The 13,795-nt window shown below is 54.0% G+C and carries 12 protein-coding genes and 1 pseudogene; 11 read left to right on the forward strand and 2 right to left on the reverse strand.

Annotated elements, in window-relative coordinates:
* Positions 1–5: 5 nt before the first annotated feature.
* Complete coding sequence (locus tag AC22LX_RS12730) at positions 6–815, reverse strand: DeoR family transcriptional regulator (protein WP_045394916.1); 810 nt, start codon at positions 813–815, stop codon at positions 6–8.
* Positions 816–1,065: 250 nt separating this feature from the next.
* Between AC22LX_RS12730 and kbaZ the strand changes: the two are divergent.
* From kbaZ to AC22LX_RS12775, 9 genes and pseudogenes are all read left to right on the forward strand, one after another.
* Positions 1,066–2,361 (forward strand): annotated as a pseudogene (kbaZ, locus tag AC22LX_RS12735) (tagatose-bisphosphate aldolase subunit KbaZ).
* A gap of 19 nt (positions 2,362–2,380) precedes the next feature.
* Positions 2,381–2,854, forward strand: coding sequence for a PTS N-acetylgalactosamine transporter subunit IIB (agaV, locus tag AC22LX_RS12740; protein WP_015369555.1), 474 nt, complete (start codon positions 2,381–2,383; stop codon positions 2,852–2,854).
* Positions 2,855–2,864: 10 nt separating this feature from the next.
* Complete coding sequence (gene agaW, locus AC22LX_RS12745; RefSeq protein WP_045394918.1) at positions 2,865–3,644, forward strand: PTS N-acetylgalactosamine transporter subunit IIC; 780 nt, start codon at positions 2,865–2,867, stop codon at positions 3,642–3,644.
* Positions 3,634–4,512, forward strand: a complete 879-nt coding sequence (agaE, locus tag AC22LX_RS12750) for a PTS N-acetylgalactosamine transporter subunit IID (protein ID WP_045394919.1) — start codon at positions 3,634–3,636, stop codon at positions 4,510–4,512. Before agaW ends, agaE begins: the two co-directional genes overlap by 11 nt.
* Positions 4,513–4,528: 16 nt before the next feature.
* On the forward strand, positions 4,529–4,963 hold the full coding sequence (gene agaF, locus AC22LX_RS12755; protein ID WP_045394920.1) for a PTS galactosamine/N-acetylgalactosamine transporter subunit IIA: 435 nt from the start codon (positions 4,529–4,531) through the stop codon (positions 4,961–4,963).
* Positions 4,960–6,093 carry an N-acetylglucosamine-6-phosphate deacetylase gene (gene nagA / locus AC22LX_RS12760; protein ID WP_045394921.1) on the forward strand — a complete coding sequence of 378 codons (1,134 nt, stop codon included), beginning with the start codon at positions 4,960–4,962 and terminating at the stop codon, positions 6,091–6,093. The genes agaF and nagA overlap by 4 nt, the downstream gene beginning before the upstream one ends.
* A 282-nt stretch (positions 6,094–6,375) precedes the next feature.
* Complete coding sequence (locus AC22LX_RS12765) at positions 6,376–7,530, forward strand: SIS domain-containing protein (protein ID WP_045394922.1); 1,155 nt, start codon at positions 6,376–6,378, stop codon at positions 7,528–7,530.
* A 12-nt stretch (positions 7,531–7,542) separates the two neighbouring features.
* Positions 7,543–8,415, forward strand: coding sequence for a tagatose-bisphosphate aldolase subunit KbaY (gene kbaY / locus AC22LX_RS12770; protein ID WP_045394923.1), 873 nt, complete (start codon positions 7,543–7,545; stop codon positions 8,413–8,415).
* An 80-nt stretch (positions 8,416–8,495) separates the two neighbouring features.
* Positions 8,496–10,385 (forward strand): alpha-galactosidase, encoded by a 1,890-nt coding sequence (locus AC22LX_RS12775; RefSeq protein ID WP_049061400.1) that lies wholly within the window; start codon positions 8,496–8,498, stop codon positions 10,383–10,385.
* A gap of 33 nt (positions 10,386–10,418) precedes the next feature.
* Here AC22LX_RS12775 and rsmI read toward each other — a convergent pair whose 3' ends face one another.
* Positions 10,419–11,279, reverse strand: coding sequence for a 16S rRNA (cytidine(1402)-2'-O)-methyltransferase (gene rsmI, locus AC22LX_RS12780; RefSeq protein WP_045394926.1), 861 nt, complete (start codon positions 11,277–11,279; stop codon positions 10,419–10,421).
* A gap of 63 nt (positions 11,280–11,342) precedes the next feature.
* On the opposite strand from rsmI, the gene AC22LX_RS12785 reads away from it, so the two are divergent.
* Both AC22LX_RS12785 and AC22LX_RS12790 read left to right on the forward strand, forming a co-directional pair.
* A complete protein-coding gene (locus AC22LX_RS12785; protein WP_213293022.1) occupies positions 11,343–13,448 on the forward strand; it encodes a penicillin-binding protein activator in 2,106 nt (701 codons plus the stop codon).
* Entirely contained in the window at positions 13,406–13,792 is a 387-nt protein-coding gene (locus AC22LX_RS12790) for a YraN family protein (protein ID WP_045394928.1), read from the forward strand. The genes AC22LX_RS12785 and AC22LX_RS12790 overlap by 43 nt, the downstream gene beginning before the upstream one ends.
* Positions 13,793–13,795: the final 3 nt, after the last annotated feature.

The raw sequence follows: 13,795 nt of genomic DNA on the forward strand, positions 1-13,795 counted from the left end.
GAGAGTTATGATTTGACCAGGATAACTTCAATCCCACCCTTACGTAGCCCCTCGAGACTCTCTTGCGGGATCGCATCATCGACAATAATGGTATCAATACGCTGCGTATCGATAATCTTATGCAAACTGGAGCGATTGAATTTACTGGAATCCGTCACAACGATAATGCGCTCTGCGACCTCGCACATTTTACGGTTCAGGCGGGCTTCGTCCTCATTATGGGTGCTGATCCCGCGCTCCAGATCCATCGCATCCACCCCCAGAAAAAGCATATCAAAGTGGTAATTCTGCAGGGATTGCTCAGCCTGATCGCCATAAAAAGACTGCGACTGGCGGCGTAGATGCCCTCCCGTCATCAGTAACTCCACCCCTTCTGCTTCTAACAACGCGTTGGCGACATTTATTCCATTGGTCATCGCGATGACATCCTGATGTTGTCTTAGCTGACGAGCGATTTCACAGGTAGTCGTGCCCGAGTCGAGAATAATACGGTGCCCCGGTTTTATCATTTCAACGGCGGCGCTGGCGATTTGGCGTTTGATGGCTGTATTCAGCGCGCTTTTGTCTTCCACTGACGGTTCGATGCCAGGTGTATGGCTATCGCAAATCAGCGCGCCGCCATAAGCTCGCACCGCAATACCCTGCTTTTCCAGAAACGCCAGATCGTTGCGTATTGTGACCGTCGATACACCATACGCCTCCGCCAGGTCATTAACCTGAACGCTTCCCTGCTGTCGCAACCGCTGGATGATCTGCTCACGCCTTTCACTTGTCCCGGAAATGCGCTTTTCGGCAGATGACTCGCTGCTGTTCATAACTATATCCTTGGTTGAATCTTTCGTTTCATTTCGTTTTGACTATTAACGCCTTTCTTTTAGCAGAATGCAAGCGCTATCGGGTCAGGAAACAGAGGTTCTCCCCGCGTTGAAAGCTTTCATTATGTTTCTTTTGTGAAACAGATCGGAAAACTATTATCTTTCGTTTTATTTTTAAAGCACGCTGAAGCACTATAAAGCGAAACAAAACGAAAGATTAAAATCGTCAACATCTGACCCGGAGAGGAAAGTGAAACATCTTACACAATTGGTGGTGCGACACAAACAGGGTGAGGCTAACGGGATCTACGCGGTGTGCTCCGCGCATCCGCTGGTGCTGCAATCCGCCATTCGGTTTGCTCAGGCAAACCACACGCCGCTGCTCGTTGAAGCGACTTCCAATCAGGTTGATCAGTTTGGCGGTTATACCGGTATGACCCCCGCCGATTTCTGCGGCTTTATCTATCATCTTGCCGATTCACTGGGTTTCCCCCGCGACGATCTCATCCTCGGCGGCGATCACCTGGGGCCAAACCGCTGGCAACATCTACCGGCAGCACAAGCCATGGCCCATGCCGACGACCTGATCAAAAGCTATGTCACCGCCGGATTTAAAAAAATCCACCTCGATTGCAGCATGTCCTGTAAAGACGATCCTATTCCCTTAACCGATGACATCGTTGCTGAACGCGCCGCAAGGTTGGCGAAAATCGCGGAAGAAAGCTGCATTGCCCGGGGAGGCGACTCCGATCTTGTCTACGTGATAGGCACTGAGGTTCCGGTTCCGGGCGGCGCGCATGAAACGTTAAACACATTGCAGGTCACGACCCCCAATGCCGCACGAGCGACTCTCGACGCACACAAAAGAGCCTTTGCCAGACAAGGGCTTGAAGATCTCTGGCCGCGAATTATTGCACTCGTAGTACAGCCTGGCGTTGAATTTGATCACAAACAAGTTATTGATTATAAATCAAAAAATTCAAAACCTCTTAGCGCAATGGTAGAGGATTACGCCACGCTGCTCTTCGAGGCGCATTCCACGGATTATCAGACGCCGCATGCGCTACGCCAACTGGTGGTCGATCATTTTGCGATTTTGAAAGTCGGCCCGGCGTTGACTTTCGCGTTACGTGAAGCGCTGTTCGCTTTAGCAGCGATTGAAGAAGAAATCGTACCGGCAAAAGCCTGTTCAGGGCTACGCCAGGTACTGGAAAACGTCATGCTCGATCGCCCGGAATACTGGTAAAGCCACTACCACGGCGATGGCCACGCGCAGCGGTTAGCACGCGGCTACAGCTATTCCGATCGCGTTCGCTACTACTGGCCGGACAGCCAGATAGACACCGCTTTAGCGCATCTGGTGCGCAATCTGGCCGATGAGGCCATTCCGCTTCCGCTCATTAGCCAGTATCTGCCTTTACAGTATGTAAAAGTTCGCGAGGGGGCGCTCAGCGCTACGCCGCATGAACTCATCATTAGCCACGTCCAGGACATATTGCAGCAATACCATGACGCCTGTCAGGGCATGACATCTCATAACGGATAACAACGAAGAGGAAACGGCGATGCCAAATATTGTTTTAAGTCGTATTGATGAACGCTTAATCCACGGCCAGGTTGGCGTGCAGTGGGTCGGGTTTGCAGGCGCGAATCTGGTTCTGGTTGCCAATGACGAGGTGGCTGAAGACCCTGTGCAACAGAATTTAATGGAAATGGTATTGGCAGAGGGAATTGCCGTGCGCTTCTGGTCGCTGCAGAAAGTCATCGACAACATTCATCGCGCCGCCGATCGGCAAAAAATATTGCTGGTATGTAAATCGCCCGCCGATTTTCTGACGCTGGTTTCCGGCGGGGTGCCGGTATCGCGCATCAACGTCGGCAATATGCACTACGCCGACGGGAAACGACAAATTGCCAAAACCGTCTCTGTCGACGGCAATGATATTGCTGCCTTTAACGGTCTGAAATCCGCCGGCGTTGAGTGCTTCATTCAAGGAGTTCCGACAGAACCGGCAATGGATCTTTATAAACTGCTCTAAGGGGCTCGCCATGGAAATTTCGCTTTTTCAAGCCATTGCATTGGGTATCCTTGCCTTTATCGCCGGCCTGGATATGTTCAACGGATTAACCCATATGCATCGTCCGGTGGTGCTTGGCCCTCTGGTGGGTCTGATCCTCGGCGATCTTCATACCGGTATATTAACCGGCGGCACGCTGGAGCTGGTGTGGATGGGGCTGGCGCCGCTGGCCGGCGCGCAACCTCCAAACGTGATTATTGGGACCATCGTCGGTACCACCTTTGCCATTACCACCGGCGTTAAACCCGATGTCGCCGTCGGCGTTGCGGTTCCCTTCGCCGTCGCGGTTCAGATGGGGATAACATTCCTTTTCTCGGTAATGTCCGGTGTTATGTCGCGCTGCGATCGCATGGCGGCAAATGCCGATACCCGCGGCATTGAGCGCGTGAATTACCTGGCGTTGCTGGCGTTAGGCGCTTTTTATTTTCTCTGTGCCTTTCTGCCCATCTACTTTGGCGCAGAGCACGCCAAAACCGCGATCGATGTACTCCCTGAGCGCTTGATCGATGGTTTGGGCGTCGCGGGCGGCATCATGCCAGCAATCGGTTTTGCCGTACTGCTCAAAATCATGATGAAAAATGTCTACATCCCCTATTTCATCATCGGGTTCGTTGCTGCGGCCTGGCTCAAGCTCCCCGTGCTAGCCATTGCCGCCGCCGCGCTGGCTATGGCGCTTATCGACCTGCTACGTAAATCTCCCGAACCGACTCAATCTGCGGCGCCTAAAGAGGAATTCGAAGATGGCATCTAATCAACATACGCTGCCCAATGTGGCAGAAAGTGAAACAACGTTACTCACAGGCGTCAACGAAAACGTTTATGAAGATCAAAGCATTGGGGCCGACCTGACGCGAAAAGACATTAACCGGGTGGCCTGGCGCTCGATGCTTTTACAGGCATCATTTAACTATGAACGTATGCAAGCTTCCGGCTGGTTATATGGACTGCTGCCGGCATTGAAGAAAATCCACACCAATCCGCGCGATCTGGCGCGGGCGATGAAAGGACATATGGGGTTTTTTAACACTCATCCTTTCCTCGTGACCTTTGTCATCGGCATCATCCTGGCGATGGAGCGCTCGAAGCAGGATGTTAACAGCATCCAGAACACCAAAATCGCCGTTGGCGCGCCGCTCGGCGGTATCGGCGATGCCATGTTCTGGCTAACGTTACTGCCGATTTGCGGCGGCATTGGCGCCAGCCTGGCGCTTCAGGGTTCGATTCTCGGGGCCGTCGTTTTTATCGTCCTGTTTAATGTGGTCCATCTCGGCCTGCGTTTCGGCCTGGCGCATTACGCTTACCGGATGGGGGTAGCGGCGATCCCGCTCATCAAAGCCAATACCAAAAAAGTCGGTCATGCCGCTTCCATCGTCGGGATGACGGTGATTGGCGCGCTGGTAGCGACCTATGTTCGTCTAAGCACCACGCTTGAAATCACTGCCGGCGACGCCGTGGTTAAACTGCAAACCGATGTCATCGATAAGCTGATGCCCGCCTTTTTACCGCTGGTTTATACCCTGGCGATGTACTGGCTGGTACGCCGCGGCTGGAGCCCTCTCCGTCTTATCGGCATCACGGTCGCGCTGGGTATCGTAGGTAAATTCTGTCACTTCCTGTAACGCTAAGAGGTTTTCGATGTTAGGAATCATTTTGACCGGCCATGGCGGGTTTGCCAGCGGGATGGAAAAGGCAATGAAACAGATTCTGGGCGAACAGTCGCAATTCATTGCGATAGATTTCCCTGAATCATCCACCACCGCCCTGCTAACCGCACAGCTGGAACAGGCGGTCAATGAACTGGACGGCGAAGAAGACATTGTTTTTCTGACTGACTTACTCGGCGGCACGCCGTTTCGCATCGCCTCCACGCTGGCGATGCAAAAACGCGGCCGGGAAGTGATTACCGGCACTAACCTGCAGCTATTGTTGGAGATGGTGCTGGAACGCGAAGGATTAACCAGCGAAGCATTTCGTCTTCAGGCGCTGGAATGCGGTCACCGCGGGTTAACGTGTCTGGTCGACGAACTGGGACGCTGTCGGGAAGATCATGCTGTTGAGGAAGGCATATGAGCCGCATACTGCGCGCCAGGCGCTTACTCACAGAGCAAGGATGGCTTGATGACCATCAGCTACGGATTGAAAATGACGTTATCGTGGCGCTGGAGCCGATTCCCGCGGGTGTCCTCACTCGCGATGCCGAGCTGCTGTGTCCTGCTTATATCGATATTCATGTCCACGGCGGCGCAGGCGTAGATGTCATGGATGACGCGCCGGATACGTTAGATCTGCTGGCGAAACACAAAGCGCGTGAGGGGGTCGCCAGCTGGTTGCCGACCACCGTCACCGCGCCGTTAGCGGCAATCCATGCGGCGCTGGAACGTATTGCGCGGCGCGTTCACGCAGGCGGTCCAGGGGCGCAAATTCTTGGCAGCTATCTTGAAGGCCCTTACTTTACGCCGCCGCACAAAGGCGCCCATCCGGAACAGTGGTTCAGGGAACTGGATCTTGCCGAATTCGATCGGTTGATTGCGGTTTCTCGCGAGACGCTACGCGTCGTCGCCCTTGCCCCGGAAAAAGAGGGGGCGCTACAGGCAATCCGTCATCTTAAACGGCAAGGCGTGCGGGTCATGTTGGGCCATAGCGCGGCAACCTGGCAACAAACCTGTGCCGCCTTTGATGCCGGCGCGGATGGCCTGGTACATTGCTACAACGGTATGAGTGGATTGCATCATCGCGAACCGGGAATGGTCGGCGCCGGATTAACCGATAACCGCGCCTGGCTTGAACTCATTGCCGACGGCCATCACGTACATCCCGCGGCAATGCAGCTATGTTGCCGTTGTGCCGGAGATCGCATCATACTGATAACCGACGCGATGCAGGCGGCGGGTATGCCTGACGGCAATTACACCCTATGTGGCGAAACAGTAGAAATGCGTGATGGTATCGTCCGTACGCTAAATGGAAGTCTGGCGGGAAGTACCCTTTCACTCGATTCCGCCGTGCGTGCCGTCAGTTCATTACCCGGTATGACGGCTGAACAGGCTATTCATATGGCTTCTCTTCACCCGGCGCGGCTATTAGGGCTGGATCGACAATTAGGATCGTTACAACCGGGAAAAATGGCCGACATCATTGCAGTAGATAACGAACTGCGACTGGAAAATATCTGGATCCGCGGTGAAACGTTTTCGCTTTAAGCCCACTTCTCTCCTCAGGTCTGCAGCCTGCCTGCAGACCTTTCTTTTCCTTTCTTTTTGGATTCGCAATCGGTTCAAATAAAAACCATATTATTTCAATTTGTTATGTAAAAAATAATCCCAGAGCGCGGCTATTTTCGTTTTATTGTCAATCATATTATTGAGCTTTCGATTTCTTTCATGTAAATTTTAATACATTAAAAGCAAGTCAAAGTGAAACGAAACGAAAGAACTGCATTAGCCCACACCGAAAGCGGAAATCATCACCATAAGGATTGCGTTATGTCAGAAAGATATACCCCCGCGCCATCAACCACTGGTACCTGGACCGAAGAAGAGATCCGCCAGCAACCAGGCAGTTGGATACAATCTTTAAAGAATATCGATCGTTTGCGATCGGAGATTGATGGTTTTCTCACGCCGTTGCTACGAAAAAACGATCTCCGTATCGTCCTGACCGGCGCCGGCACTTCTGCATTTATCGGCGAGATAATCGCGCCCTGGCTGTCCCGCCATAGTGGTAAAAACTTTAGCGCCGTTCCAACCACCGACCTTGTAACCAACCCGATGGATTATCTGGATCCCGCACATCCACTACTGCTGGTTTCGTTTGCCCGTTCAGGCAATAGCCCGGAGAGCGTGGCCGCAGTGGAACTAGCGAACCAGTTTGTTACAGAGTGTTATCACCTACCCATTACCTGCAACGAAGCAGGCAGCCTGTATCAAACCGCGCTGGATAGCGACAATGCTCTGCCGCTGTTGATGCCGCCAGAAACCCACGATCGCGGCTTTGCGATGACCAGTAGTATTACCACGATGATGGCCAGTTGCCTTGCAGTGTTCGCACCCAACCTCATTAATAGCCAGACATTCAGCGATGTCGCTGACTGCTGCCAGACGATTCTTAACTCGTTGAGCGATATTAACGCTGGGGTTTTCGGCAACGGAGCGTGGAAACGGATCGTTTACCTCGGTAGCGGCGGGTTGCAGGGCGCCGCGCGCGAATCCGCCCTGAAAGTGCTTGAGCTCACGGCAGGTAAGCTGGCCGCGTTTTATGACTCGCCTACCGGCTTCCGTCACGGGCCTAAGTCACTGGTGAATAACGAAACGCTGGTGGTGATGTTTGTCTCCAACCATCACTATACCCGCCAGTACGATCTGGATCTTCTCGCTGAGTTGCGTCGCGATCGCCAGGCTATGCGGATAGTAGCCATCGCCGCAGGTTCCGATCCTGTTATTGAAGCAGGCCCGCATATCATTCTCCCGCCATCACGACACTTCAACGATGTCGAACTGGCATTCAGCTTCCTGATGTACGCCCAGATTTTCGCGCTTAACCAATCTCTCGCCGTGGGCAACACCCCGGATACGCCTTCCGCCAGCGGTACCGTTAACCGCGTCGTACAAGGTGTCGTTATTCATCCCTGGCAGGCTTAAAAGGAGCGCGCCATGAGCATTATTTCCACCAAATATCTTCTGCAGGATGCCCAGAGTAAAGGTTATGCGGTTCCTGCATTTAACATTCATAACGCCGAGACGATCCAGGCGATCCTGGAAGCATGCAGTGAAATGCGATCGCCGGTGATCCTTGCCGGCACGCCGGGAACCTTTAAGCATATCGCGCTGGAGGAAATTTACGCGCTCTGCCACGCCTACTCCGCCACCTACGCGATGCCAATTGCGCTACATCTCGACCATCATGAGTCGCTGGCGGATATTCGTCGTAAGGTCAATGCCGGGGTCCGCAGCGCAATGATTGATGGCAGCCATTTTCCGTTTGATGAGAATGTGAAGCTGGTGAAATCAGTCGTCGATTTTTGCCACGCGCTGGATTGTAGCGTCGAGGCGGAATTGGGACGGCTTGGCGGAATGGAGGACGATCTTAACGTTGACGCGGAAAGCGCCTTTCTCACCGACCCGCAAGAGGCTAAACGCTTTGTCGAATTGACCGGTATCGACAGTCTCGCCGTGGCGATCGGTACCGCTCATGGGCTATATCAAAAAACGCCTAAGATTGATTTCCAACGGCTGGCGGAAATCAGGGAAGTGGTCGATATCCCTCTGGTGCTGCATGGCGCAAGCGATGTACCGGATGACTACGTCCGTCGTGCTATCACGTTGGGAATTTGCAAGGTCAATGTCGCCACAGAACTCAAAATCGCCTTCGCCGCCGCGGTGAAAAAATGGTTTGCTGACAATCCGCAAGGTAACGACCCACGTTATTACATGCGTGTCGGCATGGATGCGATGAAAGAAGTTGTAAAAAGTAAAATTAGCGTGTGCGGTTCCGCTAACCGACTATTACAGGCCGCAGAAGCTTGAACACCATACAATGACAAAACGTTAGCCCGAGAGGGCTAACGTTATTAACCTCTGATATAACGACAGCAAGGATCTTTCTAATGAAAAAAGTGCTCACTGTTTCGTTACTGGCCCTACTGGTTTCGCAAAGCGCGGCGGCCGCTGAATACACATTAAATAACGCATCGATGGCGCTTTCATTTAACGATGCGAACTCAGCAACAATGGTAAAAGATGAAAAATCGGCCCATCAACTTTCACCGCAAGAACTGTTTTTTCTCACGCTACCAGATGAAACCATCATCCACACCGCTGATTTTAAAGTAAAGAATGTCGAGAAAAATAGCGACTCTATTATTATCGATTATACCCGCCCCGATTTTAACGTCACGGTAAAGATGAACCTGATAAAGGGAAACTACGCGAGTATTGATTACACCATCGCGGCGGTAGGCCAATCGCGAGACGTGGCAAAAATAACTTTTTTCCCGACTAAAAAACAATCGCAAGCACCGTATGTCGATGGCGCAATCAATAGTTCACCGATTGTGGCTGATACCTTTTTTATATTGCCCGATAAACCTATCGTAAATACCTGGGCATATGAGGCGACCACGAATCTGAATGTAGAATTAAAAACAGCCATCGACCCCGCCGCACCACTCAGCTATACGACCTACTTCGGCACTTTTCCGGAAACCAATCAACTTCGTCGCAGCGTGAATATCTTTATTGATGCCGTGCGTCCACGCCCCTATAAACCCTATCTACACTATAACAGCTGGATGGATATTGGTTTCTTTACCACCTATAGCGAACAGGATGTGCTAAGCCGGATGGATGAATGGAATAAAGAGTTTATTTCCGGTCGCGGCGTCACATTAGATGCCTTTCTTCTGGATGACGGTTGGGACGATCGTACCGGCAGATGGCTCTTTGGCCCCGCCTTCAGCCAGGGATTCAGCAAAGTACGAGAAAAAGCGGCCAGCATGCATAGTTCTGTAGGGCTGTGGCTTTCCCCTTGGGGAGGTTATAACAAGCCCAGAGATATTCGCGTCTCCCACGCCAAAGAGTATGGCTTTGAAACGGTCGATGGCAAATTCGCGCTATCCGGACCGCACTATTTCAACAACTTCAATCAACAAATTATTAAGCTGATTAAAGACGAGCATATTACCTCTTTTAAGCTTGATGGTATGGGCAACGCAAATTCGCATATTGCGGGTAGTCAGTTTGCTTCCGATTTTGATGCATCTATCGCTTTATTGCATAACATGCGCAGCGCCAATCCTAATCAATTTATTAATTTAACCACCGGGACAAACGCCAGTCCTTCCTGGCTCTTTTATGCTGACGCTATCTGGCGCCAGGGAGACGATATCAATCTTTATGGCCCTGGAACGCCAGTACAGCAATGGATGACCTATCGGGATGCCGAGACTTATCGCTCAATTGTGCGTAAAGGGCCGCTCTTCCCGCTTAACTCACTGATGTATCATGGTATTGTCAGTGCTGAAAATGCCTATTACGGGCTGGAAAAACCGCAAACCGATGGCGATTTCGCCGATCAGGTCTGGAGCTATTTCGCGACGGGTACGCAATTACAGGAGCTATACATCACACCATCGATGCTTAACAAAGCGAAGTGGGATACCCTGGCGCAGGCGGCAAAATGGTCGAGGGCAAATGCGGATGTGCTGGTGGATACCCATTGGGTCGGCGGCGATCCTACCGCGCTGGAAGTTTACGGCTGGGCTTCATGGAAGAAAGATAAGGCGATATTAGGCCTGCGTAACCCATCAGATAAACCGCAGCAGTATTTCCTGGATCTCGCAAAAGCGTTCGAGATACCGCAGGGAGAGACATCGCGATTTACGTTAAAAAGCGTTTACGGTAGTAACGCGACCTTCCCAGCTGATTACCAGCAAGCGGTTATTGTTACGCTACAACCCTTACAAACGCTGGTTTTCGAAGCGACGCCGGTAAAATAGTCAGCCGCGCCCGGTTAACCCCGGGCGCAGTGGTTATCCCTGCTGCTCCAGCGCGTATTTATACAGCGCGTTCTTCTTCACGCCGTGGATTTCCGCGGCCAGCGCGGCGGCTTTCTTCAACGGCAGTTCCGCCTGTAACAGCGCCAGAGTCCGCAGCGCGGCCGCCGGCAACGCCTCTTCCTGGGCCTTAAAACCTTCGACGATCAGCACCATCTCGCCTTTGCGGCGATTTTCGTCTTCCTTCACCCACGCCACCAGCTCGCCAATCGGCGCGCCGTGGATAGACTCCCAGGTTTTGGTCAGCTCGCGTGCCAACACTACGTAACGGGATTCGCCCAGAACCGCGCAGATATCCTCCAGGCTCTCCACCAGACGGTGCGTTGACTCATAAAAGATAATAGTGCGCGGCTCTTCTTCCAGCGCCTTCAGGGTATCGCGGCGGCCTTTCGATTTCGCCGGCAGGAAACCTTCATAGCAGAAACGATCGGACGGCAAACCGGCGGCGCTCAGAGCGGCAATCGCAGCACAAGGGCCCGGTAGCGGCACGACGCGAATATTGGCTTCACGGCAGGTACGCACCAGATGGTAGCCGGGATCGTTAATCAGCGGCGTGCCGGCATCGGACACCAGCGCGATGTTCTGCCCCTCTTTTAATTTCGCTAAAAGTGTTTCGGCCTTTTGCTGCTCGTTATGGTCGTGAAGGGCAAATAAACGGGCGTTAATCGCAAAATGCTGCAGCAGCAAACCGGTATGGCGGGTATCCTCCGCAGCAATTAAATCAACAGCTTGCAACACTTCCAGTGCGCGCTGCGTGATATCAGACAGATTCCCTATCGGAGTGGGCACAATGTACAGTTGCCCCTGAGAATTATCCGCTGATTCGTGTTGTTTCATTGTCTCGTCCGTATTGCCGATTTAATATTGAGCATTGAGCCAAAAAAATATCACTGGATACATATGGTACCGTCAACATTTCTTCGTTCTAAGCCCGCGCGCTGTCTGCCCGTATTGCTGGCTACTCTTCTTTTTGCTGGCTGCGGCACCCACACGCAGGATCAAAGCACGGCGTTTATGCAGGGTACGTCGCAGGCCAACTCCAGTTTCTACCTACAGCAGATGCAGCAAAGCACGAATGATAGCAAGACCAACTGGCAATTACTCGCCATTCGTGCACTGCTGCAGGAAGGTAAGAAGCAGCAGGCTATCGACCTGTACAACCAACTGCCGTCGAACCTGAACAGCACGCAGGCCCGTGAACAGTCGCTGCTGGCGGTGGAAGTCAAACTGGCGCAAGGCGATTACCAGGGCGCGAAGGCATTGCTGAGCAAACTCGATCCTCTCAGTTTTGAGAAAAATCAGCAGCCGCGCTACTGGCAGGCGCAAATTGACGCCAGCCAGGGACAGCCGTCTCTGGCATTGCTGCGTGCGCTGATTGCCCAGCAGCCCCTGCTAAACCAGACGAAGCAAAAACAACAAAACATCGACGCCACATGGAAAGCGCTAACGGCGATGACCCCACAGCAGGCCAACGCGCTGGTAATCAATGCCGACGAAAACGTGCTGCAGGGCTGGCTGGATCTGCAGCGGATGTGGTTCGACAACCGCAACGATCCGGCAATGCTGAAAGCGGGCGTCAAAGACTGGCAAATCCGTTATCCGCAGAACCCGGGGGCGCAGATGCTGCCCACTGCGCTGGTGAATATGCAAAACTATAAACCGGCCTCGACCAATAAAATCGCCCTGCTGCTGCCTCTGAACGGCCAGGCGGCGATTTTCGGCCGCACTATCCAGCAGGGTTTTGAAGCGGCGAAGAATGGCGCCCCAGCGGTCCAGGGTAGCGCAGTGCCGGCGCAGGTCGCCCAGGCGGCGAATGTTGCCGGCAATAACGATGTGGTGAGCCCTTCGCAGGCGGAAGTCGGCGATCTCACCGCCACCGGCAGCCAGGCCGCGCCGGTGCAGGCGCCAGCGGAGACGCAGGCCGCGCCTGCCGCGAAACCAGCAGCCGCTCCGCTATCCGCCCCGGTTACCGCAACGCCGGCAGCACAACCGGTAGCACAACCGGTGAGCGCGCCAGCCGCGCAGCCGCAGCCCGCGGTGGCGACCACCGCCAATCCTGCCGCTGAACTGAAAATTTACGATACCACCAGCCAGCCGATGAGCCAGCTGCTGGCGCAGGTGCAGCAGGACGGCGCCACCCTCGTGGTCGGCCCGCTGCTGAAAGAAAACGTCGAAGAGGTGATGAGAAGCAACACCTCGCTGAACGTGCTCGCCCTTAACCAGCCGGGTAAAGTCGAGAACCGCCCGAACCTGTGCTACTTCGCGCTCTCCCCGGAAGATGAAGCCCGCGACGCGGCGCGTCATATTCACGATCAGGGCAAGCAAACGCCGTTACTGCTGGTGCCGCGCGGCGCGCTTGGCGACCGCGTGGTCAGCGCATTCGCCGACGAGTGGCTGAAACTGGGCGGCGGTACGGTGCTGCAGCAACGTCTGGGATCGACGGCGGAGCTGAAATCCGGCGTCAACGGTGGCGGCATCTCGCTGACCGGCAGCCCGGTATCGACGCTGCCGTCATCTGTGGATAGCTCGCTCGGCAGCCCAGGCGACGTTCCGGTCAGCAGCGGCGGCAGCATCGATGCCGCCTATATCGTCGCTACCCCGGAACAAATTGGCTATATCAAGCCGCTGATCGCCATGCGCAACGGCAGCCAGAGCAACGTCACCCTGTACGCCAGCTCCCGCAGCGCCCAGGGCACCTCCGGCCCGGATTTCCGTCTGGAGATGGAAGGCCTGCAATATAGTGAAATCCCGATGCTGGCTGGCAGTAACCCGGCGCTGATGCAGCAGGCGCTCTCAGCCGTGCGTAACGACTACTCGCTGGCGCGTCTGTATGCGATGGGCGCCGACGCCTGGTCGCTGGCGAATCATTTCGCGCAAATGCGCCAGAGCCCAGGTTACGAGCTGAACGGCAATACGGGCGATCTGACGGCCACGCCGGACTGCGTGATCAACAGGAAGTTATCATGGCTCAAGTACCAACAGGGACAAATCGTCGCAGCCAACTAAGCAAACAGACCGGCGACGCCTGGGAAAGCCAGGCGCGTCGGTGGTTAGAACGGCATGGACTGCGTTTTATCGCCGCCAACGCCCGCGAGCGCGGCGGCGAGATCGATCTTATTATGCGCGACGGCGCGGTTATCGTGTTCGTCGAAGTGCGCTACCGGCGCAGCGCCAGCTACGGCGATGCCGCCGCCAGCGTCACGCCGCAAAAGCAACAACGTCTTCTCAAGGCTGCTCGTCTGTGGCTCTCCCGGCAGAATGGGAGTTTTGATACTGTGGATTGCCGTTTCGATGTGGTAGCCTTCACCGGCAACGACATCCAATGGCTGAAAAACGCCTTTGGCGAATAGCGT

This window comes from Klebsiella sp. PK01 (assembly GCF_057624675.1).